We start from the raw sequence: 24,058 nt of genomic DNA on the forward strand, positions 1-24,058 counted from the left end.
GATCAGGTCAGGGATATCCATGAGTTCACAACCGGTTGTTGACAGCATCCTTTCCGCCCGGTACCTCCGGAAAGGTGAGAAGGATTTTTCTGATATCTGCCGCCGCACAGCAGCAGCCCTTGCCGACAATAACGAGGAAGAAGCCCGGTTCTTTGAGGCCATGACCTCTCTCCGGTTCCTTCCGAACTCCCCGACCCTGATGAATGCCGGCACCGAGCTCGGCCAGCTCTCTGCCTGCTTCACGCTGCCGGTCCCTGACTCCATTGATGGTATCTTTGACGCCATGAAGCAGGGGGCCATCATCCACAAGACCGGTGGCGGGACCGGGTATAACTTCTCCCGTCTCCGCCCCGAAGGTTCCCCCGTCCAGTCAACCGAGGGAGTGGCCTCAGGTCCTGTCTCGTTCATGCGGGTCTTCAACGCAGCAACGGAAGTCATCAAGCAGGGCGGCCGCAGGCGCGGGGCAAACATGGGGATCCTGAATGTCTGGCACCCGGACATTCTTCCTTTCATTACGGCAAAGACAAAAGAGGGTGAGTTTGCCAATTTCAACATCTCCGTGATGGTCAATGACCGGTTCATGGACCTTGTCTCCAAAAAGCAGTTCAATACCGTCTGGCTTAGCCATCCCAGAACGGGAGACACGGTAACGGTAGGCCGGATCTGGACAGCCATTGTCGAGGGGATCTGGAAGAATGGCGAACCGGGGATCCTGTTCTTTGATGAGATCAACCGGAAGAACCCGACACCGCAGCTGGGAGAGATTGATACCACAAATCCCTGCGGCGAGCAGCCGCTCTTCCCCTACGAGAGCTGCGTCCTTGGGAGCATCAACCTCGCCGCCTGTATGCGGGGTGGTGTGCTTGATGAACGATTACTCGAGGAGACCGCCCGCATGGGCACATGCTTCCTCGACCTGGTCATAGACAAGAACACCTTTCCCATCCCGCAGATTGCGGAGGCAACGAAGCGGACACGGAAGATCGGCCTTGGCCTGATGGGAGTCCACGACGCCCTGCTCATGGCAGGGCTGGCTTATGATTCTCCTGAGGGACGGGCATGGTGTGAGCGGGTCATGCAGTTCGTCACCCGCGCCGCTGTTGATGAGTCGCGGCAGCTTGCCACAAAACGCGGACCATTTCCCTCATGGGAGGGAAGCATTTGGAAGGAATTCCCGGTCAGGAATGCAGCGATGACAACCATCGCCCCCACCGGCACCATCTCGCTGCTTGCCGGGTGTTCGAGCGGGATCGAACCCATCTTCTCGTTTGCCTATACGCGGAAAAATACTGTTGGCAAAGTGTTTGTCATCGTCAACCCTGTCTTCCGCGACCGGCTCGCAGCCACCCTCTCTGCGACAGGGTTGGCAGGCAAGGCACTGGAGAACAAAGTTGAGGAAGTAGTAGCGCACGTCCATGAAACGGGGTCCGTGCAGGATCTGGACTGGCTTCCTGAGGCGTTCCGCTGCCTCTGCAAGACAGCCCTTGATATCAGCTGGAAAGATCATATCCTGATGCAGGCCGCGTTCCAGAAACATGTCCACGCCTCTATCAGCAAGACGATCAACATGCCGGCTTCAGCAACAAGGGAAGATTGTGCAGAAGCCCTCCTCATGGCCTGGAGCCTGAAGCTGAAAGGAATCACTATCTACCGGACCGGCAGCCGCGAGGATGTTGTCCTCTCCCTGAAAGACAAGGCCCCTGCCCCTTCAGCGGAGGTGCCTGTGGCACCAGGACGTACTGTGCCGGAAACGATCCCGTCCCTCTCCATCGACCGGCCAAAAGAGCTCTCAGGACGGACCTATCTCTGCCAGTCCGGCTGCTGCCGGCTCTATGTCACGGTCAACCTCCTGGACGGGAAACCAATGGAGGTATTTATCAGGACGGTCGGGAGCGGGGGCTGCGAAGCGAACAGCAGCGCTCTTGGCCGTGCTATCAGTACCGGCCTCCAGAACGGGGTTCCGTTCAACAAGTTCGTCAAGCAGTTTGCCAAGGTCAACTGTGTTGTGGCCATCAAGAACCCGTCTTCGGAAGGGCATTCGTGTGCGGATGTTGTCGGGCGTTGCATCGAGCTCTCGGCAAAGAACCAGAGTATCACCACCTTGAAAGACTGGGATATCCGTGATATAGGGGCAAAGAACCCCTGCCCGGACTGCGGGGAGCCGCTCGACTTTGGGGAAGGCTGCAACAAGGGGATCTGCAAGCACTGCGGCTGGACCGGGTGCAGCTGAGATTACCCGACCTGTTCTACACGATTACCAGAACTCCGGTCATCCTCTCAAAATATATGGGGGAAAGAAACACTCCTTTCTCCATGTCATATGGGAAGACCCTCCTTTTCATCTACAATGCCGATAGTGGCATCCTGCCGGGATTGAAGGAGTATTCCTCGAAGGCCGGCACAGTGCACGAACGGAATTTCTGCAACTTAACTGCAATAACCAATACCCCGATCGGCATGAAGAAAGACTGGAAACGGTTCGTCCGGGACTTAAACATTCCGGCCCGGTTCCTGAACCGGAATGAATTCATCTCCGAGATCGGGGCCGGGCTCATCACGTTCCCGGCAATTCTTGTCCAGATGGGAAAAGATTTCCTGATCGTTGCCAGCAGCGAAGAGATCAACAGGTGCGCCAGCCTTGATGATCTCATCAGCCTTGTGCGTCAGCGATCGCTGGAGATTCCATAAATCCGCGGCGGACTATCTCTTCCAGTCTTTTTTCATCGCCTCGGAGCGCAGCTCCGGTGGCATGAGCTCGATTGCATACCGCAATGCCGTCCGGGGCATCCGTTGCTTGTTCTTCATGACATACTGAAAAATTTCCCCGGTATGCTTTCTGCTGGCCTCTTTTAAGAGCCAGCCATATCCTTTCTGCACCATGTCATCAGTGTCGGTCAGCAGCAGATCGGCAATTTCCATGGACTCTAAAAGGAACTTCCCATGCTTTGCGGGGACAATGAGGGAAACCGCTGCTGCCCGTCGCATCCACTGGTTCTCTGACTGCGTCCAGCGTTTCAGTTCATCAACAGTGTCCGGGAATTGCTCAACAAAATCTCCCAGTGTATGGTTGCAGAACCCGTCACAGGATGCCCAGTTGGTGATGTACGTCTCGATCCAGCGCCGGAACACGGGGAGATCGTCTCGTTCGTACTGCCCTGAGAGGGAATGCGCCCATTCGGATACGATAAAAGACTCTTCCATGTACCCGGACTGGCAGAGTTCCTCGCACAGGGCGAAGATCTCCGGCTTCGGCCGGCTCTTTACTTTTTTCCAGTATTTTTTTGCCAGTGCGATGACGGCAGCAGTTTTCGTGCCATAACAGCGGATCTCTTCTTTGAAGAACCGCTTCGAGCTCTCCTGTAGTGCGGGATCGGCAATGATCTCAAGTTCCATCCGTATCCGGGCAATAACCGGGTCCATACCAATGTGTTGCCGGAATCATGGATAAGGGACGCGGTATGCGGGGAGTGAAGGTGATGCACTGCCTCAAGATTGTCAGGGAAATTCAGTGTAAAGATTGTATAAAAAAATGATGTGGCATTCACTGGGATACAGCAATCCCCGGTCCTGTAATATCTTCAGCGGAGATTTTTTCCAGCGCTTCTGCAATGAAGATCTTGACGAATGCATTGTCGCTGTTGTAGGCCTGCTGCAGGGCATGTGCTGCCCGTGGCCCTCCTATCTTTCCCAGGGCAGATGCAGTGACCCAGCGAATATCCTGGTCCTCGTCCATCAGTGTCCGGGCGAGATAATCGACTGAACTCCTGTTGCCGATATTCCCCAGAGCATCCACAGCAAAGAACCGTACCCATTTATCCTCATCAGCCAGGGCATGGTGCAGGTATTCAAGTGCCGGCTCACCGTGTGTTCCCAGGGTGACGATGGATTTCCACCGCTCCGGTCGCACCCGGTCCTTTAAATCCATTAGTGCTTGTTCCATATTCCACTCCTCCTCCCAATCGGGACAACTGGAGCATCACAGTGAGATAAATATCAAAATTTGCCAAGGGATTTTGCAGATCAGGTCTGCATGGCAACAGGCATTTACCGTCTCTGTCATGAGAGATTGCCCGTTGGCAGAAAAGTCGTTCTCGGAAGAGACTAATCCTTGCAGTAACGATACCGATGCCATTGACAGCAACCAGAACGGAAATGATGGTGTGAAGAGTGCACGGATCAATAGCGTGTCTTTTATTTCGAACTAGTGCTGGCACTTCTACGACCAATCACCGGAATTATCAGCAAATTGCCGCGAAAATCAATTTTTTGGAAGTGCTCCCTTGCAAAAAAAGGTCGATCACCAGTGGTTATTGGAACCGGTACTCCCCTTTTGGCACAACCATGTCGAACCGCGCCCCACTCTCCGGGTTCCCGTTCTCGGAAATACTGATGCCGGTGATGGACAGGATTTCTGATGAGAGGAAGAGACCAAGCCCCGTGTGTTTCCCGTACCCCCGCTCGAAAAGCCGCTTCTTTTCTTCTGTGGGTATCCCGTTCCCGTCGTTTTCGCACGTGAGAACAAGCCCGGTGTCAGTTTCCCGCGAAGAGATCCGGATTTTTGTCAGGCCCGCTCCCCCGTACCGAAGAGCATTATCGATCAGGTTGTAGAAGACCTTACTGAGGAGCGGATCAGCATAGACCTCCAGATCCGATCGTTCGATCTCAATCAGGGTTCCCCTGAGTGGCAGTGAAGCAACGGCCTGGGAGACGATTGCATCGACATTCTGCCACGTGGGAGCATTGACACCCATCTCCTCGTAATCCTTCGTAAATTCCAGCTGACGGGTGATCGTTTCAACGACCGCGTCAGCCTTTTTCAGAGATCCCGTAAGTGATTCCGGTTTTTGGGAATTGAGCCGGGCCAGTTCCAGGTATCCAGACAGGGCATGGAGCTGGTTACGGATATCATGCCGCGTGATGCTTGAGAGCAGGTTCAGCTTTGCGTTTGTACGGAGAAGGGCTGACTCAGCGCGTTTCTGCTGCGTGATATCATCATAAATGGTGACAAAGTGATCGGCTTTCGGGCTGAACACCGAACACCTGAACCACCTGCCGATTTCATGAAACCGGATCTCGAAACGTTCCGGCTTTCCGGTTAAAACAACCCGTGAAAAGGTCTGTAGCAGCTCGGGGCGCTCGTCCGGAATTTCAGGAAAGATCTCCCTGTTCCGTTTCCCGATGATGTCCTCTCTCCCGCACGTCTGCTTGAATGAAGCATTGGCATCGAGATATAACCAGTCGGAAGGCTTTCCCGTGGTGTCAGGGATCAGCCTGCCGTAGGCCGCGCTCTCCAGCATGTTCTCGAAAAGAGAATGGTACTTCACCTCGCTCTCTTCGAGTTCAGTCCGGGAGCGGATCATGTTCAGCATCAGGAAAAATCCTGTTGCAAGGATATCCGCGATTATGGCGACACTGAAGAATGCGGTGTTGAAGGCATCAGTGCTGAAAAGCGTGTAGTACCCGGGAACAAAAAACCATACAACCGTTCGGGCTGCGAGGAAGACAACCGGCCCCACAAGAGCTGCCGCAAAGGAATACCGGATAATGCGGTTCTCTCTCTGGTTTGACCGGATGGCGAGAGTTGCTGCGATGATGAGGGCCGGTGCAATGAAAAATGCGGAGATGACCGCCCGCATCGTTATGGAGTCTGCAACAAACGTGAAATACGCGTATGTGAGGAGGATTGGAACGATGAGAAGGTAGTAATGGTCCGGCATTGGCCGGGACCAGAAAAACCTCCTTATGGCATCGATACGAAGTAAGATGGCAAGCATGCTGAACGCATTGGCAAGGAGGATTGTGAGAAGTGCAGGGGCAGCACCCTGCAGCATGAAAAGGAGGAAGGCAATGGACTGGGAGAGCAGGCCAAGCGACCAGAATGCAAGCCCTTCATACGCTTTCTGTGTCTTCCAGTAGATGAGGATCATGAGCGCGAGAAACGCGTCTATTAAGCATATCAGCAAAAAGACGGTCCTGAGATCGGGTGCCCACATTCCTCTGCTCCGGTTCCGGCTTCCTGCTGCCGGATATCAGCATTATTATTCCGTGGGATAATCTTTCTTATTATAATATGAATATTTATCGCCGGCCATACGAAGGGAATCGGTGGACATATATTTTTATTCAGCTAATATTCCTGAAGGATCCACAACCCAGATGTATTCAGTATTATATGTCGATGATGAACCAGCTCTTCTCGATATCGGCAAGATCTATCTCGAAAAGGCCGGGCATTTCCATGTCGATGTGGCAGCTTCGGTTGATGAAGCGAAACATAAACTGAAAACCCTGACGTACGATGCCATCGTATCGGATTACCAGATGGCGGATACCGACGGGATCCACTTCCTCCGGTTCATCCGGGATCAGTACCGGGACATCCCGTTCATCCTCTTCACGGGAAGAGGCCGCGAGGAAGTGGTTATCGAAGCCCTCAACAGCGGTGCTGATTTTTACCTCCAGAAAGGCGGGGAACCAAAATCCCAGTTTGCGGAGCTGGATTACAAGATCCGGACCGCGATAGACCGCAGGCGGGTACGGAATGAACTCAGGGACTCGCAGAAGCAGCTTGCAGACCTGATCAATTTCCTGCCGGACGCAACCTATGCCATCGATATGAAGGGCCATGTCATTGTCTGGAACCGGATGATGGAGGAGCTGACCGGCATCCCCCCCGCGGCAGTCCTCGGAAAAGAGAATGTCCCCTCAACCCTCTCCCTGTACAGGAACCATGGTCACGCTCTTGCAGATTGCATCGTCCGGGCGGAAGAAGAGCCGGAGAAAGCGTATCCGGACCTGCGGCGGAGCGGAGACCGTCTGATCGTCGAGGCATACACCCCGCCACGAACGGATGAGAAAGGCAGCTATTACTGGCTCACGGCATCACCGCTCTATGATTCCGGGGGAAGGATTGTCGGTGCTATTGAGTCTGTCCGTGACATCACCCAGAGAAAGGAGACCGAGAAGAGGCTGAAACGTGCCCATGAGGAACTGAACGCGACCTGCCAGCAACTTACAGCAACCGAGGAGGAGCTCCGTCAGAACTATGAAGAACTGGCACAGAGCCAGGTAGAATTGCATTCCGCGTATGAGCAACTGGCCGCAACCGAAGAGGAACTGAGGCAGAACTACGAGGAACTGGCGAAAAGCCAGGAGGACCTTATCCGGAGCGAGGAGCGGTACCGGAACGTGGTCGAGGACCAGACCGAGTTCATCTGCCGGTTCACGCCTGACGGGAAGCTGACGTTTGTGAACGAGGCCTATTGCCAGTATTTCGGCCTTGACCGGGAGTCATGCCTTGGTCGCCATCATCCTGTGATAGTCCCTCCGGAAGATGCCCGGCGGATCAATGAAGCGCTGAAAAAGGTTACACGGGAGAATCCCGTTGTGACCATTGATAACCGGATCATCATGCCTTCCGGTGAGATAAGGTGGCAGCGCTGGAGCGATCGCGCCATCTTTGACACCAGGGGACAGATTATCGAATTCCAGTCTGTTGGCAGGGACATTACAGAGAGCAAGCGGATCAAGCAGGCACTCCATGAATCGAACCGGAAGCTGAACCTGCTCTCGAACATTACCCGCCATGACATCCTGAACCAGTTGACTGTGCTCCAGGGTTCCCTCGGGCTCCTTGAGATGCAGATTGCACACCCGGACTGCCGGAGGCTCCTCTCCCGCGCAGTAAGGTCAAGCGAGATCATCAGGAGCCAGATCTCGTTCACCCAGCAGTACCAGGATATCGGGATTCACAAGCCCCGGTGGCAGAACCTTCATGCCGCGGTCACGACAGTCTGCATGGATGACGGGTATTGTATCGTCGATATCGATGATTCCCTGCTTTCCTGCGAGGTCTATGCCGATCCCCTGCTGAGGACAGTTTTTGCCAATCTCTTCGAGAATGCCGAAATGCACGGGGGAAAAATAACCATGATACGGGTCATGGGCCAGGAGAGCCGGGACGGGTATCTCATCGTTGTTGAGGACGATGGCGATGGCATTCCCAACGGCGACAAGCAGCGGATCTTCCAGAAAGGGGTGGGTAAACACACCGGGTTTGGCCTCTTCCTTGTGCAGGAGGCACTCGGGATCACGGGCCTCACGATCCGTGAGGTGGGTGAGTACGGCAGGGGCGCCCGGTTCGAGATCCTGGTCCCGAAGGAGGCATTCAGGATCTCCGCCAACGGGCATTCCCACATGAAGCCCGCCAATTCCCTCTAACCTCCGCCTCCGTCCAGAATACCCCTGTGAGTTACCTGCCAGTCAGTGCCCGGACCGGCTGGCATCCATACCGATCGGGATCTGGAGTCTTGTGAGGACAATCCTTCCGGTGATGAGGGCAGCACACTCACTATTCGCGTCCTTTTTACGGTACTCGCCGTCATAATAGAGCGTCAAATCCCCCACATGATCCAGCAAAACGCGTTCCCTGCACCACACCCACTGCACCACATGCCCTCCACACCTCCCCTCCGGCAAACCTGTTTAACTTTTTTCACATTGGGATGTCACCGCGTGCAAAATTTTTTCATCGCGATCACATTTTTACTGAAAATCCGGGCGGGACTGCAGAAAATAATCCGGAAGCAGTCATGAAAGGTGCACCACGCGATCGGACAGATTAGAGGCAAGTGCACCAAAATGGCAACAGGTTCGCTGATCGGGCGTCCCCACCCAATGGTATGTGCAGTCCTGTTCAGCGGTTAGAATTCTGCAGAACAATGTGGGAGATGTCCTGGACGATCCCGTTGATGAAAACAACGTTTCCGTCCTCATCAAACTCCGCGAGTGCCGTGACATTGACAGAGAACAGTGTCCCGTCGGGTTTCTTCAGGTCAAGGATCCGATTTTTCACAAACCGGTTTCTCCTGAGGTCATCGATCAGCTCGCGCCGACCATCCGGCTGGTTGAAGATCTCGGCAACCGGGACATCGCGGAGATCGGAGATGGATTGGTAGCCGAGGATATTGAGGAGAGCCGTGTTTCCCCAGACAAACCTGCCGCGGGGGTCCCCGGTACTCCGGTAGATCCCGACATTTAAGTCTTCCACAAGAGTGCGGTACTGGTCCTCGTGCTGGCGCAGGTACTGCTCCATCTTCTCGCCGGTGATGTCCTGCACGATAGATGAAGTCCCCAGGATCGCCCCGTTCTCCCCGACAACGGGAGATATCGAGAGCAGGACATCGAGGACCCGGCCTCCCCGCGTGGTCATCCGCATCTCCCGTCTTCGGACAGTCTCCCCGCGTGCCACCTGCCCGAGAATTGATGCGAGGTCATCCCGTGACGGCCCGCGTAGAAGATCCGTGATGGGCTTGGAAAGGACTTCGCCGTCCGTAAACCCGTACAGCCGCTCCGCTGCCTTATTCCAGCTGGTGATCAATCCTTCCGGAGAACTCCCGATGATGGCCTCCCCGATGGACTGGACAATTCCCCGGTACCGCGCCTCGCTGATGCGGAGCATTTCCTCGTATTTCTTGCTGCCGGTGACATCTTCTGCAATGAACGTGAAGCCGTCGCTACCGTCCTCGAAAGCCGTTGGCACCTGCTTGATCCGGAAATGGAATTCATCGCCATGGATCTCGCAGCTGAGATCGCTGACATGTTCACCGGTTGCATGGGGATCGCGCGACTCCCCGCTGGAACAGATAAGGTGAAAAAAGGGATTGTCTATCTCTTCTGGAGGGTGGTGGAGGAGCGAGTCGCGGGGCATCCCGGTCAGGGATATCACGGGCTCGTTAACCTGGAGGATCTTCCGGTCACTGCCGGTGACGATGACCGGGTCCTTGGAAAATTCGAGCAGGGCAGAGATCGGCACCCGACGGGAGACGAAGTAGACTTTTGCCGCGCCCACAACCTGCATCTCAACCTGTCCGGAAACAAGGAGCATGTCGAGATACTTGGCAACAAGGTTGCGGTTCATCTTCATCTCGGAGGCAAGGTCTGAAATGGTCATTCCCCGCGGGTGCCACTTGAGGATTCTCTTGATCCTGTCAACCTTTTCAGAATCCAGAACTCCCATATATCTGTATTGTGCATATGCGGTAGTAGATATACTCTCCCCTCAATAATTCGGGCAGGATGGATTCTGTTCAACAAAGGCGGATATCATCCCCTCTCACCGGGCACAGGCTCGTTTCCAGCAACGTCCCGTTCCGGCGTATCCCTGAGTGCATGGCAGACCCCCCCAGCACACCCGTCTTGCGAAAACACCGGGCAAATATTGAATAATCCACGGCAAAGAACGGATGGCTGACCCCGGATCGGGTTGGTGTGAAGTGCTATGGAGGGAATCGCAGGATCAACACCGGTGAGGACAATGGAATCGCACGTTGTTTCAGTAACAGCTGTTCAAAAATTCCAAAAACCGCTGGTTGAATACCTGATCAACGGGCTCGATGACAATGACAAGTGGGTCCGGGTTATGGCGGCCGAGCTGCTTGGGGCTCTCGGGGATCCCCGTACAGCAAAGTATCTCCAGCCACTCCTGGCCGGATGGGACAGCGATCTGCGGCTGGCTGCCGCCCGGTCGCTTGCCAGGATCCGCTCTTCACAGCCAGCGGTCATCCCGCCGGCACTCAGTTGCGATCACTGCATGATCCGCCTTGTTGCGGATGAGGCGCTGACAAGACTGAAGCTGGAGCAGGACAGTGAGAGCAGCCTATGAGAAGGAGGGAGCGCCGGGAGAACATCTGCCGGCGGGTTCCCGGGACAGAACGCACGAGATGCAGAAAGAAGAAGCAGTGTTTGCATGAGGGGGAAAAACAAGGAGGGAAATGAACATGTATGGTTTTGCAATGATCCCGCTGGAAGCCCGGATTCTTTACCGGCGGGGATTGGACCTTTCGGAGCAGGGGAAGGATGAAGCGGCGGTGAGATACCTGCGGCAGGCCATCATCATCGCACCACGGTTTGCCGTGGCGTACCGGGCACTGGGAACCTGCCTGTCCCGGCTTGGGAGAGAAGAAGACGCGGCCGACTGCCAGTACCGGCTTGCCACGATCGCACCAGATCGCGGCCACGGCCTGGCACCGGCCGGCGCCTGATGTGCATGATCTTTTTTACAATTGCCCGGCGTGAGCGGGAGAGAAACGCGAAAGAAAAAAGTATGGTTAGATGAAGATCGGCGCAAGCACGAGTGTCAGCGTAGCGAGAAGCTTGATGAGCACGTGGAGCGACGGGCCGGCAGTGTCCTTGAACGGGTCACCGATGGTGTCGCCGATGACTGCTGCCTTGTGGGCTTCGCTCTTCTTGCCGCCGTGGGCACCGGTCTCGATGTACTTCTTGGCATTGTCCCATGCACCGCCTGCATTGTTCAGGATGAGTGCGAGGAGGATGCCGGTGATGGTAGCAACCATCAGGAAGCCGGCAAGGGCTTCGTACTTCATGAGGATACCGATGACTGCCGGGAAGGCGACCACGAGGATGCCCGGGAGAACCATGCTCCTGAGAGCACCCGCTGTGGTGATATCGATGACTGCTGCATAGTCGGGCTTCTTGGTGCCTGCCATGATAGCCGGGTCCTTGAACTGGATACGGACGGCATCGATGACATCCTGGGCGGTCTTGGAGACTGCCCGGATGGCAAGGCTTGCAAAGAGGAAGACGAGCATTGCCCCGAGGAGTGCGCCGACAAAGACCGGGACGCTTGCCAGATTGACGATCTCGAACGCCTTGCCGGTGAGCTTGGTGATGTCGGCCATGTAGGCATTGAAGAGCAGGAACACCGCGAGGGATGCACTGCCGATGGCGTACCCCTTGGTGAGTGCCTTCGTGGTGTTACCGGCTGCATCGAGCTTGTCCATGCGGTGGCGGACCTCGTCCGGTGCGCCGCTCATCTCGACGATGCCGCCGGCATTGTCGGCGATGGGCCCGAAGGTGTCCATGGTCAGGACATAGGCGCAGACCATCAGCATACCGATGGTTGCAACGGCAGTACCGTACAGGCCACCGCCCTCGATGCCGGTCATGGTGCCGCACCAGTAGGAGAGGAGGAGCGAGATACCGATCAGGATTGCCGGAACGGCGGTGGTCTCAAGACCGACCGAGAAACCGGAGATGATGTTGGTTGCTGGTCCTGTCTCGGATGCCTGGGCAATCTCCTGCACCGGGCGGTAGTTGTGGTCGGTGTAGTAGAGCGTGATCCGGAGGAAGGCAACTGAGAGTGCAATACCCACGAGACCTGCTACGAAGAAGTAGATCCAGTTGGGGGTTGCACCGAGAAGCCACTGCACACCGAAGTAGAGGAAGATGGCCGAGATGACCGCGGTGATGTAATACCCCATGTTCATGGCATCCATCGGGTCTGCACCGTCCTTACCGCGGACGCAGAGGATACCGATCATGCTGGCAAGGAGACCGAGCGCACACATGATAAGGGGGAAGAGGATGCCGTTAACGCCAAAGATCGGGAAGAGCGCGACACCGAGGATCATCGCACCGATGTTCTCGGCTGCGGTAGACTCGAAGAGGTCAGCGCCACGTCCGGCACAGTCCCCGACATTGTCGCCGACAAGGTCAGCAACGACCGCGGGGTTGCGGACATCGTCTTCAGGGATACCGGCCTCGACCTTGCCGACAAGGTCTGCACCCACGTCCGCGGCCTTGGTATAGATACCGCCACCGAGCTGGGCAAAGAGCGCAACGAACGAGGCACCGAAGCCGAAGCCGATGATGACGAACGGGGTATGCAGCGGATCTGCACCGAGCGCAATGTAGGTGAGCGAGACACCGAGGAGCGACATCGAGGTGATGATCAGGCCGGAGATGGCCCCGCCGCGGAACGAGTAGTCGAGTGCTTTACCGTCGCTGGTCTGGGCTGCGGCTGCCGTGCGGATGTTGGTCCGGACGGCAATCCACATCGCAACGACACCGGCGATTGCACTGCAGGCGGCACCGACGATGACCGCAGCTGCGGTGGCAAGTGCAAGATCCTGCTGGCCGGTAAGGTAATAGACAGCGAAGATCACGATGGCAAGCACGATGGCTAGCACGGCGATAGTCGAATACTGACGTTTGATGAATGCTTCCGCACCCACCCGGATCGCATCGGCAACCTCGCGCATCTTGGGCGTACCCTGGTCCTTCGAGAGCAGGTTACGCGTCAGGACCGCTGCAAGGCCCAGTGCGATGACACAGATCGCAATCACGATTAGTAATGCAAAGTCGATCATTCCATGACCTCCCTGTTGCGTCAGACCTCTCCCTCAGGGAGGCTGCACCCGGCATATCCCGGTAACGCCTCTTACTGACTGGATACGTGCACAGACGCATCAGGTATGATTAATTGGCATCAGCAGAGACCTGCTCAAATGACCCAAAGGAGGGCACTCTATGCTTCAGGGATGATGCCCTGCACACGTACATAACCCATCCTAAGAGATTATTAGTGCATTTTTGTAGCATTAAATTTTTATCTTATATCCCTGCCGTGCACCGCTCGGGAAAAGCGGAAGAATTGGGAGATATTTACCGTTTTAACGCAGTATCTGGTGATTTCGCATTTCCGTACCAAACCCCTGCCCACGCCTTTCGTGCACAATTCAATATGATTAATAATGGAAAATTCCCATATTCCCGGAGGGAGGGTATCTGGTGCAAGTCTCTCAGCTGTTAATATTCCTGGTCCTTTTTCCACTGATTGCTGCATTTTTTTTGCTTTTTGCAAGAAAAAGCCTTGAGCGGAACTGGATCGTGAAACTGGCCGCACTCGCAATCGGTGCGGTCTCGCTCTGGCTCCTTGTTGCAGGGTTCGACAAGGGAATGATGATGTTTGGTGTTTCCGGCAAAGCGCTGGATCTTGCCATGCTCGCAATCGAGCTGGTGATAGCGGTCTACCTGCTCTGGCTCGGCCTGAAACACAAGAAATATTCTGTCGTGATCCTGGTCGTGATCCAGGCAGCCCTGCTCCTCTGGTTCGAGCTGGCCTTCGGCCATACACTCGTCGAACTGCCCAACAACCTCTTCGTTGATCAGTTCTCCATCATCATGGCGATGATCATCGGGATTATCGGCAGCCTCATCTGCGTCTATGCCCTGGGCTACATGGAGATCTTCCACGAGCACCATAAGGAGATCGTGGACCGGCAGGGGATGTTCTTCTTTATTCTCTTTGTCTTCCTCTCGGCGATGTTCGGCCTGGTCTTCTCCAACAACCTGCTCTGGGTCCTCTTCTTCTGGGAGATCACGACGCTCTGTTCGTTCCTCCTCATCGGGTACTCGCAGACCACTGAGGCAACGAACAATGCGTTCCTCGCCCTTGCCATGAACATGCTGGGGGGGATTGCCTTTGTCGTTGCCCTGATCTACCTTGCGACCCTTGACCCATCCGGCCGGCTGCTGGAGCTTAGCACCCTGCTCAAATCCGGATATGCTGTTGCCATCGTCCCTGCCGTCCTCATCTGTTTCGCCGGCCTGACAAAGGCCGCCCAGATGCCGTTCTCATCGTGGCTTGTGGGAGCAATGGTTGCCCCCACGCCGGTCTCGGCGCTGCTGCACTCCAGCACCATGGTGAAAGCCGGTGTCTATATTATCGTCCGGTTTGCCCCGGTCCTGACCGGTACGACCGAAGGGCTCATGATTGCCCTTGTCGGTGGCTTCACGTTCCTTTTGACGTCCTGCATGGCCATTTCCCAGAGCAATGCCAAGAAGGTGCTTGCCTACTCGACCATTGCAAACCTCGGCCTTATCGTGGCCTGCGCCGGGGTCGGGACCTACAACCTCATGTGGGTGGCAATCCTGCTGATCATCTTCCATGCCATCGCAAAGTCGCTCCTCTTCCTCTGTGTCGGCACCGTTGAGCACCGGATCGGGAGCCGGGATATCGAGGACATGGGCGGCCTCATCGAGCGGATGCCCAAAATGGCCGTCATGATGTTCATCGGCATGGCAGGCATGTTCCTTGCGCCGTTTGGTATGATCATCTCCAAGTGGGCGGCAATCGAGGCATTCATCCAGGCACCGTTCGGCCTCATCTTCATCATCATCCTTGCCTTTGGGGGTTCTGCCACCCTCTTCTTCTGGAGCAAGTGGATGGGAAAAATTATCTCGGTTATGCGCAACCAGGAGAACGTGGAGAAAACGGTCCCGCAGGATAAATATACTGTCCTCTGGATCCTGACTGCCCTTGTCGTCATCGTGGCCCTGATCTTCCCGCTCATCTCGTCCGTGCTCATTGAGCCGTATATCATGGATGTCTACGGGTACACAACCCGGCTTGCCGAGGCCAATATCATCATCATGCTGCTGATGCTCGGCCTCCTCATGATCATGCCGTTCTCGATGTTGTTCGAGAGTAAAACACCCAGAATTGCCCCGCCCTACATGGGCGGCAGGACAACTGAAGGTGGCATGAAGTTCCATGGCTCCCTCGGGATGTCCCGCGACCTGGTGCTCTCCAACTATTACCTCCGTACCTACTTCGGTGAGGAGAAGCTCTTCATGGTAGGTGTCCTTGCATGCTGGGGCATCATCCTCATCGCGCTGGTCATGGTCGTGGGGGTGGTGCTATGATCCCTGAACCGTGGGCCGCCATCGTCAACGCGGTCATCTATCTCCTGCTGGCACCGGTTGTCGGCGGGCTCATCGCTGGTATCGATCGCAGGATCACGGCACGGATGCAGGGCCGGGTAGGGCCGCCGCTCCTCCAGCCCTTCTACGATGTGGGGAAGCTCTTCGAGAAGGAGAATCTTGTAGTAACGACGACCCAGAACTTCTATGTGCTGAGCTACCTCGTCTTCATGGCAGTGTCGGGAGCCCTGTTCTTCTCGGGCGGGGACATGCTGCTTGTGATCTTTGCGTTCACGCTCTCGCACATATTCCTCGTTCTTGGGGCCTATGCCGCGTTCTCCCCGTACAGCCATGTCGGGGCGGAACGCGAATTGATCCAGATCATCGCCTACGAACCGATGATCATCATCACGGCAGCGGGCATGTACATGGTCACGAAGAGCTTCTACGTGAGCGACATCGTGCAGTCCGCGGTACCGATCGTCCTCTACCTCCCGGGCGTCTTCATCGGGTACCTGATTGTCCTGACGATCAAGCTCCGGAAGTCCCCGTTCGATCTCTCGACCTCCCACCATGCGCACCAGGAGCTCGTGAAGGGCGTTACGACCGACTTCGCCGGCCCGAACCTGGCGAAGATCGAGATCGCCCACTGGTACGAGTACGTCTTCCTGCTCGGGGTTGTATACCTGTTCTTCGGGTTCAACCCCCTGCTTGCGATAGCAGCGATCATCATCGCCTACTTCCTCGAGATCCTCATCGACAATACGACCTCAAGGGTCAAGTGGCAGATGACCCTGCGGAGCGCCTGGCTGGTTGCCGGTACCCTCGGTATCATCAACCTTGGTGTCCTGTATTACCTCAGGATGGTGATCGTCCCATGAGTTACCTCACCAAATCCCCCTGGATCCTCCATTACGACGCATCGTCCTGCAATGGCTGCGACATCGAAGTGCTCGCGGCACTCACTCCCGTTTACGATGTTGAACGCTTCGGCATCATCAATACCGGGAACCCCAAGCATGCTGACATCTTCCTTGTGACTGGCAGTGTCAACGAACAGAACCGCGAGATCCTGAAGAATACCTATGACCAGATCCCCAATCCCAAGGTTGTCATCGCTGTCGGGATCTGTGCCTCTTCCGGGGGTATCTTCCGGGAGTGCTACAATGTCATGGGCGGGATCGACAAGGTCATTCCGGTCGATGTCTGGGTCCCGGGCTGTGCCGCCCGCCCCGAGTCAATCATCGACGGCGTGGTGAAGGCTCTTGGTATCCTGGAAGAGAAACGAAAGGCCATGAAGATACCGGCTGGTGATACAGCATGAAGCAGGAACAGACAATAATCCCCATCGAGGTCGGCAGGCTCATCGGGAGCGTGGAACAGTTCAGGAACGAGGGCTATCGCCTCGCCCAGATCGGCTGCACGAAGGTGGGCGACAATTCCTTTGAGATCAACTACTCGTTTGACAAGGACTATGTCCTGCAGAACCTGCGGATCACTGTGACAGCGGAGACGGAAGTCCCGAGCATTACCGGCATGTACTGGGGGGCGTTTGTGTATGAGAACGAGATGCACGACCTCTTTGGGATCCAGGTGAAAGGCATCAACATCGATTTCAAGGGCACGTTCATCAGGACGGCGATCAGGTATCCGTTCGGTGTCTCGGTTGCAAAGGAGGAGAAGAAATGACCAAGCAGATCATCGTCCCCTTCGGGCCCCAGCACCCGGTGCTGCCCGAACCGATCCACCTCGACCTTGTCCTCGAGGACGAGAAGGTTGTGGATGTCATCCCCTCCATCGGGTACATCCACCGGGGGTTCGAGAAGCTTGTGGAGAAGCGGGAGTTCACCGAGTACGTCTTCATTGCCGAGCGCACCTGCGGGATCTGCAGCTTCATTCATGGTGCAACGTACTGCCAGGGTATCGAGCAGATTATGGGCATCCAGGTCCCCGAACGGGCGAATTACCTCCGGACAATCTGGTCCGAGTACTCGCGTCTGCACTCCCACCTCCTCTGGCTCGGCCTCTATGCCGATTCTTTCGGCTTCGAGAACCTCTTCATGAACGCGTGGCGGATCCGCGAGCGGATCCTTGACGTGATGGAACAGACCACAGGCGGCCGCGTTATCCAGGGATCCTGCAAGATCGGCGGGGTCCGGAAAGATATCTCCAATGCTAAACTCGCCGAGATGAACCGAGACCTTGACAGCATTAAACGGGAGATGGAGGAACTGACGACCGTCTTCCTCAAGGACGACACGGTCATCCACCGGACGCGGAATGTGGGTGTAATCTCACGACAGGATGCCTTCCACCTCGGCGCTGTCGGGCCCACTGCCCGGGGCAGCGGTGTTGCCATTGACCTCAGAAAGACCGGCTATGGCGCCTACGGCGAGCTGGACTTCCCGGTAATCACGGACAGCTGTGGTGACTGCTATTCCCGTTGCCTTGTGCGGTGCAAGGAGCTCTTCACCTCCGTTGATATCATCCAGCAGGCCATTGCAAAGATCCCTGATGGCCCGGTCGATGTCAAGGTGACCGGTGCGCCAAACGGCGAGTTCTTCATGCGGGCCGAGCAGCCCCGGGGCGAGCTGGTCCACTACCTGAAAGGCAATGGCACCAAGTTCCTCATCCGGTCACGGATCCGGACCCCGACCCTGACCAACATCCCGCCGCTCGTGAAGATGCTGCAGGGATGCGACCTTGCCGATGTGCCTGTTATCGTACTGTCGATTGACCCCTGCATCAGCTGCACGGAGAGGTGATGTCCGATGGGATTTTTTGAGATGACAAAGACAGCGCTCAGGACCGTACTGTCACGACCGGCCACCATCCTGTACCCTGCACAGGCAGCGAAGAGGACCCCGCTGACCCGCGGGCACATCATTTTTGACGGGAGCAAGTGTATCTCCTGCAGCATCTGCCAGCGGAAGTGCCCTGCGCAGGCAATCCTTCTCTCCAAGGAGGCGAAGAGCTGGCAGATCGACCGGTTCCGCTGCGTGATGTGCAGCTCGTGTGTGGATACCTGCCCGGCCAAGTGCCTCTCCATGGATCCGGTCTATACCGCGCCGGCTTCTGCGAAAGGTGTGGAGGTCTTCACCATTACCTACGTGAAGCCGCCCAAGCCCGAGAAGAAGGAAGAACCAATACAATAGAACCCTTTTTTCAAAGCAGGCCCCCCGGTCCGATGGGACGGTAAGGGCAGTCAGATCCGGGCCGTGAGACGAATTCTTCAGGCCCCTCTCATTGAAAGAGTCCCCGGGCCCGGGGAGCCTTTGATAAAAGCAGAACCTTTATGCCCTCCCCTGTGATATTGTCCCATTGTTAAGCACTGGTATCCTGTGACTCACCTTGGGGGGGACAGATTGAAGTGCCGGATCCTGATCTGCTGGTGATGACTGCGCTCGGATGCGCGACGATCGTGTCAGCGTTAATCGCGGTCATGCACGAAGACCTGATCCGGTCTGTTGCTGCTTACGCGGTCTCCAGTGTCTGCCTTGCGGCGATCTTTTACCTGCTTTCCTCCCCCTTTGCAGCAGCACTCGAACTGACTGTCGGCGCCGGCCTTGTTGCCGTCCTGTTCCTGGTCGCGCTCATCCTTGCCGGCGGAGAAGCGGGGGAGGCCGGGACATGAACCATCGGTCGGTCCTGGGCCTGGCACTGTGTATCCTTTTTTTACTGGTTTTTATTCTTATTCTTGCATCGGGTATTGCTGCAGGACCGGTGGCATCTCCCGTCACGGCCAGTGCCGGGGATGCGCTCTGGAAGGGACGCGCGTTCGAGGTGATCCTCCAGGGGATCATGATCCTGTCGGCGGTCATGTCCATCATCCTTCTGCTCGGACCAGGGCGTTCGCGGGGGGGACTTTCATGATCCTCACAGGCCTTGTCATTGGCGCCGGCCTTTTTGCCTGCGGGCTTGTCTGCCTTGTATCGCGCAGCCACCTCATCAAGATGGTGATGGGGCTGGAGTTCCTCGGGAAAGGGATCAGCGTCTTCTTCATCCTTGGAGGATACGCGGCCGGTAACGTCGCAATCTCGCAGGCAGTCGTCTTCACCCTCATCGCCATCGAGGCCGTAGTGGCCGGCCTTGCGCTTGCCCTCGTTATTGTCCTGCGGCGCACCTGGAAGACCTTCGACTCCTCCGCTCTCCTTCGGCTGGACCGGGGTGAGCCGTGATGGCCGACGGACCCTGGATACTGCCGCTGATCGTGGGGATACCGTTCATCGCTACCTGCCTCATCATCCTGCTGGACCGGCGGCCGGATGCCCGTGAGGGTGTTTCCCTTGTTTCCGCCATACTGACATTTACCCTCTGTCTCCTTGCACTCCCCTCGGCGTTCGCGCCCGCCCCGCTCTCGACACCGGCGTTTGCGGTCCTCCCGGGACTCTCCCTCCACCTTGCCGCGGATGCGCTCGGGCTGCTCTTTGCCTGCATAGCATCGGGGCTCTGGGTTGTCACAACGGTCTATAACATCGGCTACATGCGGAGCCGGAACGAGCATGCGCAGACGCGGTACTATGCCTGTTTTGCCATCACGATCGGTGCCGTGATGGGGGTTGCGCTCTCCTCGAACCTCTTCTCGCTTTTTGTCTTCTACGAGATCCTCGCGATCGCGGCGTATCCCCTGGTGGCGCACGGCGAGACAAAAGAGGCGCTTGCCGCGGGACGGAAGTACCTGGTCTACACGCAGGCAGGCGGGGTTGCCATCCTCGCCGGCATGATGACCCTCCTCGGGATGGGGAGCTCGCTCGATTTCATTGCCGGCGGGAACCCGGGTATCGCCCTCCTCTCGCCGGAGTTCGCCCGCATTGGGTTCCTCCTCCTGATGGGTGGATTCGGGGTCAAGGCGGCGCTCGTGCCGGTCCACGGCTGGCTCTCGAGCGCGATGGTTGCGCCCACGCCCGTCAGCGGGCTCCTCCATGCGGTTGCAGTTGTCAACACCGGTGTCTTCGGGCTGATGCGCCTGATGTGGGACCTGTACGGGCCCCGGCTGATGCTCGAGCTGGGCCTCCGGGACCTTGTTATTGCAATCGCAGTCATCACCATCATTGTCGGTGCGCTCCTCGCCCTGAGGCAGGACGACTTCAAACTCAGGCTCGCGTATTCAACGGTGAGCCAGCTCAGCTACATGGTCCTTGGGGCGGCAGTCCTCCTGCCGGCAGGACTGACCGTTGCAGCCGGTGGCTGGGGTGCTGCGGCCGTGATCGGGGCAGCCTATGCGTTCACGGCCCATGCATTTGGGAAGCTGACCATGTTCTTTGTTGCCGGGGCCGTTGCGGTTGAGACCGGTAAAACAAAGATCTCCGAGCTTGACGGCCTCGGGAGGAAGATGCCCTGGGAATTTGCCGCTTTCACGCTCGCGACACTCTCGATGGCAGGTCTCCCCCCCATGGCCGGTTTCGTAGCGAAATGGTATCTCTCGCTTGGGATTGGTGCCGGGTACACCGGCGAGTGGTGGATCCTCACAATCCTGGTTGCAGCAAGCGTGCTGAACCTTGCCTATTTCCTGCCTGTGGTGATGCGTGCCTTCTTCCCGCCCTGCACGATTGACATCCCGGACGTGCGCTGGACTCTCCGCGTCCCGGTCATTGTGACGGCTGCCGGTGCCCTTGCCTGCGGGCTCTGGACGGTTGGTCCCTGGAGCCCCTTTGCTCTCTGCCAGCAGGTGGCAGCAGGGATAACAGGCAGTACCGCAGCCGTGGTATCGGGCACGCTCGTTATCGGGACTGCAATTCCGCCATTCCTGATCTTCTTCCTCGGTGCCCCGCTCGCCCTTCTCGCAACCGGTCGTGCGCGGCAGGTTATCCTTATCCTCATCGGTGCCCTTGCCCTTGCCGCAGTTCTCTTCCTGCCAGGGGGATACTTCTCCGGCCCCGTTGCCGGCGGAATCATGCAGTGGAACCTGCCGTTCATGGGATATACCCTCACCCTGCTCCGGGTGGACAGCCTCTCGTACCTCACTGGCGTGATCTTTGCGATCATCACCTTCCTTGCGATCCTGTACGCAGCGGCCTTCGCCCCGGCCCGCCTCCATCTCTATGCTCTCCTCTACGCCGGGGCGTCGATGGGTGTGGTCTTTGCCGGCGACTGGATCACGCTCTTCTTCTTCTGGGAGGTCATGGCAATCACCTCCGCCTTCCTCATCTGGCAGGAAGCTGGTGAAGCCATCGGTGCGGGCTACCGCTACCTCCTCTTCCACGGGTTTGGCGGCACGCTGCTTGGAGCCGGCATTGCCCTGCTCTTCATCGGCGGTGGTTCTCCCATTGTCGGGCCCCTTGCCGGCATCCCCGATGTTACGTACCAGCTCTGGGCTTCGGTGCTCATCGTGCTCGGGATCGGCGTGAACCTTGCGTTCATCCCGCTCCATACCTGGCTGCCGGATGCCTACCCGCGGGCGCATATTGCCGCCAGTGTCTTCCTCTCCGTGTACACCACCAAGGCTGCCGTGTATCTCCTTGCCCGTGCCCAGCCCGGCACGGAATACATCGCCTTCATGGGTGCCCTGATGGCAGTGTACGGCGTGGTGTTTGCGGTGTTCCAGAATGACATGCGCCGGCTCCTCTCGTACCACATCGTCTCGCAGGTCGGTTATATGGTTGCCGGGGTCGGGATCCTCGGGTGGCTGGGAGCCGCAAGTGCCACCGGGCAGCTCGGTCTTGACGGCGGCATGGCGCACGTCTTCAACCACATCCTGTACAAGGCCCTCCTCTTCATGGCCATTGGCGTTGTCATCTGGAAGACCGGCGAGAACCTGCTGAGCCGGGTCGGGGGCCTGCAGAAGAAGATGCCCGTAACCGCCCTCGCCTTCTGGGTTGCTGCGTTCTCTATCGCCGGTGTCCCGCTTTTCAATGGTTTTGTCTCCAAGGGCATGGTCCTCGCCGCCGCGGAGCATACGAGCATCTGGCTCTGGGTTCTCCTGGAGATAGCCTCGTTCGGCACATTCCTGTCATTCCTGAAGCTGGGCTATTTCGCGTTCCTCCGCGATGGGGACTCGCAGGCATCCGATCCCCCGCTGCTGATGCAGGCTGCCATGCTCAGCGCCGCAGCCCTCTGTATCATCATCGGCATCTACCCGGCAGCCCTCTATGCCCTCCTTCCCTATCCCGTAACCTATGCCGCCTATGACCCGGCCCACGTGATCAGCGCAGTCGTTGTCCTGGGCGCTGCCGCAATCTTCTTCTTTACTGCCGGCAGGATCCTGCTCCGGCCGCACGACACCCGGCTGAAAGATGTAGATATTCTTTATCATGCAGCAGGCCGCGGGCTTGTTGCGTTTGCCGGCCGGCTCCGTGATGCCTTCGCGCTGGTGTATGAGGTGGCGACTGCAGGAACCCTCCTGCTCTTTACGGCAGGGAAGATAGCCATGGCATGGGAGAACCGTGACGTGAACCATGACATGGCCGTCTTCTTCGCAGTCGTTGTAGCCTTGGTGGGCATCATGCTTGTGGGGGTCGGGGTATGATTACGGCAGATCCCGGCATGCTCGTGCCCCTCTATATCGCTCTCGGAGGCATCGTCCTGTACGGTATTATCAGCCGGATTCCTTCCGGCTACCGGCGGTGGAGCGGCACGCTCACGGCCCTCTGGCTCGCGGCAGCGTTCCTGTATCTTCTCTTCACCATTCTCGAAAGCCCGCCATCCCCGGGTACACCGTACCTCGGCCTGACCTGCGGGCTCCTCGTGACCGGCCTCGGAGGGCTTGCTGCGTTCGCCTCGCAGGGGAACCTTGACCCGGATGGGCCGGTGCGGTTCTATTACCCGCTCTGCCTGTTTGCCCTTGCCGGAGCCACCGCGGTCGGTTTTGCAACCGACCTCTTCACCATCTTTGTCATGGTCGAGCTCTCCGCCATTCCGGTCTATGCCCTCGTTGCCTACCGGTACCGCGAGGACAAGAACGCGGTCCCCGCCGCAATGAAGTATCTCTTCCAGGGGGTTTCCGGGACCCTGACCGCCCTTCTCGGGGTTTCGGTCCTGTTCCTTGCCGGAAAGACAACGGACCTCTCCAGCCTCCCAGCAGCTCTTTCGGGAACCAGCCCGGCCGTAATCCTGCTTGCGGCAGTTCTCATCCTCCTCGGATATGGTGTCAAGCTCGCTATCGTTCCGCTGCACACGTGGCTTCCGGATGCCTATGCACTCGCGCCTCCCGGCGTGACGGCGATCATGGTCGGCGCCACGAAGACCGGGGTGCTTGTCGCCCTCTTCCTCTCCCTGACAGCCCTGCCATCCGACAACGGGACGATCTATATTCTCGGGCTCATTGTCACGTTCTTTGCCCTTGTCACCATGACGGCCGGCAACCTCCTTGCCCTTAACCAGAAGGACCTCCGGTATATCCTTGCATATTCGAGCATAGCGCAGATGGGGTACATCCTCCTCGGCTTCGGCATGGGCCTGCTGTACGCCTTTCCCTTCGCGTTCACGGCGGGGCTGTATTATGCGATCGCCTACAGCATCATGAAAGGGGGAGCGTTCATGGCCGCGGATGCCTTTTCCTGGGAAGCCGGCACAACGGAGGTGGAGGGGATGAAGGGTCTTGGGGCCCGGCACCCCC

22 protein-coding genes are annotated in these 24,058 nt (G+C 57.3%); 16 read left to right on the forward strand and 6 right to left on the reverse strand.

Going from position 1 to position 24,058, the window contains the following annotated elements:
- Positions 1-19: 19 nt before the first annotated feature.
- Positions 20-2,230, forward strand: coding sequence for an adenosylcobalamin-dependent ribonucleoside-diphosphate reductase (locus PHF39_RS04255; RefSeq protein WP_300220559.1), 2,211 nt, complete (start codon positions 20-22; stop codon positions 2,228-2,230).
- An 83-nt stretch (positions 2,231-2,313) separates the two neighbouring features.
- A complete protein-coding gene (locus tag PHF39_RS04260) occupies positions 2,314-2,688 on the forward strand; it encodes a hypothetical protein (protein WP_300220562.1) in 375 nt (124 codons plus the stop codon).
- 12 nt (positions 2,689-2,700) lie between these two features.
- Here the strand turns inward: PHF39_RS04260 and PHF39_RS04265 are convergent, their stop codons facing one another.
- The 3 genes from PHF39_RS04265 to PHF39_RS04275 form a co-directional block, all read right to left on the reverse strand.
- Positions 2,701-3,420, reverse strand: a complete 720-nt coding sequence (locus PHF39_RS04265) for a DNA alkylation repair protein (protein WP_300220564.1) — start codon at positions 3,418-3,420, stop codon at positions 2,701-2,703.
- Positions 3,421-3,541: 121 nt separating this feature from the next.
- Positions 3,542-3,940, reverse strand: coding sequence for a HEAT repeat domain-containing protein (locus PHF39_RS04270; protein WP_300220567.1), 399 nt, complete (start codon positions 3,938-3,940; stop codon positions 3,542-3,544).
- Between the two features lie 367 nt (positions 3,941-4,307).
- Positions 4,308-5,993 carry an ATP-binding protein gene (locus tag PHF39_RS04275; RefSeq protein ID WP_300220570.1) on the reverse strand — a complete coding sequence of 562 codons (1,686 nt, stop codon included), beginning with the start codon at positions 5,991-5,993 and terminating at the stop codon, positions 4,308-4,310.
- Positions 5,994-6,156: 163 nt separating this feature from the next.
- Here PHF39_RS04275 and PHF39_RS04280 point away from each other — a divergent pair, with 163 nt between their 5' ends.
- A complete protein-coding gene (locus tag PHF39_RS04280; protein ID WP_300220573.1) occupies positions 6,157-8,220 on the forward strand; it encodes a response regulator in 2,064 nt (687 codons plus the stop codon).
- Positions 8,221-8,262: 42 nt separating this feature from the next.
- On the opposite strand, the gene PHF39_RS04285 is transcribed toward PHF39_RS04280, so the two are convergent.
- Both PHF39_RS04285 and PHF39_RS04290 read right to left on the reverse strand, forming a co-directional pair.
- Entirely contained in the window at positions 8,263-8,451 is a 189-nt protein-coding gene (locus tag PHF39_RS04285; protein ID WP_300220575.1) for a hypothetical protein, read from the reverse strand.
- A gap of 244 nt (positions 8,452-8,695) precedes the next feature.
- Positions 8,696-10,018 (reverse strand): PAS domain S-box protein, encoded by a 1,323-nt coding sequence (locus PHF39_RS04290; RefSeq protein WP_300220578.1) that lies wholly within the window; start codon positions 10,016-10,018, stop codon positions 8,696-8,698.
- 261 nt (positions 10,019-10,279) lie between these two features.
- Between PHF39_RS04290 and PHF39_RS04295 the strand changes: the two genes are divergently transcribed.
- On the forward strand, positions 10,280-10,663 hold the full coding sequence (locus PHF39_RS04295) for a HEAT repeat domain-containing protein (RefSeq protein ID WP_300220580.1): 384 nt from the start codon (positions 10,280-10,282) through the stop codon (positions 10,661-10,663).
- 109 nt (positions 10,664-10,772) lie between these two features.
- Complete coding sequence (locus PHF39_RS04300) at positions 10,773-11,042, forward strand: tetratricopeptide repeat protein (RefSeq protein WP_300220583.1); 270 nt, start codon at positions 10,773-10,775, stop codon at positions 11,040-11,042.
- Between the two features lie 66 nt (positions 11,043-11,108).
- On the opposite strand, the gene PHF39_RS04305 is transcribed toward PHF39_RS04300, so the two are convergent.
- Positions 11,109-13,169: a sodium-translocating pyrophosphatase gene (locus tag PHF39_RS04305; RefSeq protein ID WP_300220586.1), complete on the reverse strand. Its 2,061-nt coding sequence runs from the start codon at positions 13,167-13,169 to the stop codon at positions 11,109-11,111.
- Positions 13,170-13,689: 520 nt separating this feature from the next.
- Here PHF39_RS04305 and PHF39_RS04310 point away from each other — a divergent pair.
- The 11 genes from PHF39_RS04310 to PHF39_RS04360 form a co-directional block, all read left to right on the forward strand.
- A complete protein-coding gene (locus PHF39_RS04310) occupies positions 13,690-15,507 on the forward strand; it encodes a proton-conducting transporter membrane subunit (protein WP_366144168.1) in 1,818 nt (605 codons plus the stop codon).
- The gene (locus tag PHF39_RS04315) at positions 15,504-16,385 is read left to right on the forward strand and encodes a complex I subunit 1 family protein (RefSeq protein ID WP_300220593.1); all 882 of its coding nucleotides are present in this window, start codon (positions 15,504-15,506) and stop codon (positions 16,383-16,385) included. The genes PHF39_RS04310 and PHF39_RS04315 overlap by 4 nt, the downstream gene beginning before the upstream one ends.
- A complete protein-coding gene (locus PHF39_RS04320) occupies positions 16,382-16,828 on the forward strand; it encodes an NADH-quinone oxidoreductase subunit B family protein (RefSeq protein WP_300220595.1) in 447 nt (148 codons plus the stop codon). Before PHF39_RS04315 ends, PHF39_RS04320 begins: the two co-directional genes overlap by 4 nt.
- Positions 16,825-17,193, forward strand: a complete 369-nt coding sequence (locus tag PHF39_RS04325) for an NADH-quinone oxidoreductase subunit C (RefSeq protein WP_300220598.1) — start codon at positions 16,825-16,827, stop codon at positions 17,191-17,193. The genes PHF39_RS04320 and PHF39_RS04325 overlap by 4 nt, the downstream gene beginning before the upstream one ends.
- Entirely contained in the window at positions 17,190-18,269 is a 1,080-nt protein-coding gene (locus PHF39_RS04330) for a nickel-dependent hydrogenase large subunit (protein WP_300220601.1), read from the forward strand. The genes PHF39_RS04325 and PHF39_RS04330 overlap by 4 nt, the downstream gene beginning before the upstream one ends.
- Before the next feature lie 6 nt (positions 18,270-18,275).
- The gene (locus PHF39_RS04335; RefSeq protein WP_300220604.1) at positions 18,276-18,659 is read left to right on the forward strand and encodes a 4Fe-4S dicluster domain-containing protein; all 384 of its coding nucleotides are present in this window, start codon (positions 18,276-18,278) and stop codon (positions 18,657-18,659) included.
- Positions 18,660-18,874: 215 nt separating this feature from the next.
- The gene (locus PHF39_RS04340; protein WP_300220607.1) at positions 18,875-19,138 is read left to right on the forward strand and encodes an NADH-quinone oxidoreductase subunit J; all 264 of its coding nucleotides are present in this window, start codon (positions 18,875-18,877) and stop codon (positions 19,136-19,138) included.
- Positions 19,135-19,377, forward strand: coding sequence for a hypothetical protein (locus PHF39_RS04345; protein WP_300220610.1), 243 nt, complete (start codon positions 19,135-19,137; stop codon positions 19,375-19,377). The genes PHF39_RS04340 and PHF39_RS04345 overlap by 4 nt, the downstream gene beginning before the upstream one ends.
- Positions 19,374-19,682, forward strand: a complete 309-nt coding sequence (locus PHF39_RS04350) for an NADH-quinone oxidoreductase subunit K (protein ID WP_300220613.1) — start codon at positions 19,374-19,376, stop codon at positions 19,680-19,682. Before PHF39_RS04345 ends, PHF39_RS04350 begins: the two co-directional genes overlap by 4 nt.
- Positions 19,682-22,969 (forward strand): Na(+)/H(+) antiporter subunit D, encoded by a 3,288-nt coding sequence (locus PHF39_RS04355; protein ID WP_300220617.1) that lies wholly within the window; start codon positions 19,682-19,684, stop codon positions 22,967-22,969. Before PHF39_RS04350 ends, PHF39_RS04355 begins: the two co-directional genes overlap by 1 nt.
- A partial coding sequence (locus PHF39_RS04360; protein WP_300220620.1) for a proton-conducting transporter membrane subunit occupies positions 22,966-24,058 on the forward strand: 1,093 nt, incomplete at its 3' end. The genes PHF39_RS04355 and PHF39_RS04360, both read left to right, overlap by 4 nt.

The organism is Methanoregula sp. (genome assembly GCF_028712425.1).
Taxonomy (GTDB): Archaea; Halobacteriota; Methanomicrobia; order Methanomicrobiales; family Methanospirillaceae; genus Methanoregula.

What these genes read in the sequence shown, in the direction of transcription:
- PHF39_RS04255 (WP_300220559.1), top strand. Translation starts at nt 20, where the DNA reads ATGAGTTCACAACCGGTTGTTGACAGCATCCTTTCCGCCCGGTACCTC.
- PHF39_RS04260 (WP_300220562.1), top strand. Translation starts at nt 2,314, where the DNA reads ATGTCATATGGGAAGACCCTCCTTTTCATCTACAATGCCGATAGTGGC.
- PHF39_RS04265 (WP_300220564.1), bottom strand. Translation starts at nt 3,420, where the DNA reads ATGGACCCGGTTATTGCCCGGATACGGATGGAACTTGAGATCATTGCC.
- PHF39_RS04270 (WP_300220567.1), bottom strand. Translation starts at nt 3,940, where the DNA reads ATGGAACAAGCACTAATGGATTTAAAGGACCGGGTGCGACCGGAGCGG.
- PHF39_RS04275 (WP_300220570.1), bottom strand. Translation starts at nt 5,993, where the DNA reads ATGTGGGCACCCGATCTCAGGACCGTCTTTTTGCTGATATGCTTAATA.
- PHF39_RS04280 (WP_300220573.1), top strand. Translation starts at nt 6,157, where the DNA reads ATGTATTCAGTATTATATGTCGATGATGAACCAGCTCTTCTCGATATC.
- PHF39_RS04290 (WP_300220578.1), bottom strand. Translation starts at nt 10,018, where the DNA reads ATGGGAGTTCTGGATTCTGAAAAGGTTGACAGGATCAAGAGAATCCTC.
- PHF39_RS04295 (WP_300220580.1), top strand. Translation starts at nt 10,280, where the DNA reads ATGGAGGGAATCGCAGGATCAACACCGGTGAGGACAATGGAATCGCAC.
- PHF39_RS04300 (WP_300220583.1), top strand. Translation starts at nt 10,773, where the DNA reads ATGAACATGTATGGTTTTGCAATGATCCCGCTGGAAGCCCGGATTCTT.
- PHF39_RS04305 (WP_300220586.1), bottom strand. Translation starts at nt 13,169, where the DNA reads ATGATCGACTTTGCATTACTAATCGTGATTGCGATCTGTGTCATCGCA.
- PHF39_RS04315 (WP_300220593.1), top strand. Translation starts at nt 15,504, where the DNA reads ATGATCCCTGAACCGTGGGCCGCCATCGTCAACGCGGTCATCTATCTC.
- PHF39_RS04320 (WP_300220595.1), top strand. Translation starts at nt 16,382, where the DNA reads ATGAGTTACCTCACCAAATCCCCCTGGATCCTCCATTACGACGCATCG.
- PHF39_RS04325 (WP_300220598.1), top strand. Translation starts at nt 16,825, where the DNA reads ATGAAGCAGGAACAGACAATAATCCCCATCGAGGTCGGCAGGCTCATC.
- PHF39_RS04330 (WP_300220601.1), top strand. Translation starts at nt 17,190, where the DNA reads ATGACCAAGCAGATCATCGTCCCCTTCGGGCCCCAGCACCCGGTGCTG.
- PHF39_RS04335 (WP_300220604.1), top strand. Translation starts at nt 18,276, where the DNA reads ATGGGATTTTTTGAGATGACAAAGACAGCGCTCAGGACCGTACTGTCA.
- PHF39_RS04345 (WP_300220610.1), top strand. Translation starts at nt 19,135, where the DNA reads ATGAACCATCGGTCGGTCCTGGGCCTGGCACTGTGTATCCTTTTTTTA.
- PHF39_RS04350 (WP_300220613.1), top strand. Translation starts at nt 19,374, where the DNA reads ATGATCCTCACAGGCCTTGTCATTGGCGCCGGCCTTTTTGCCTGCGGG.
- PHF39_RS04355 (WP_300220617.1), top strand. Translation starts at nt 19,682, where the DNA reads ATGGCCGACGGACCCTGGATACTGCCGCTGATCGTGGGGATACCGTTC.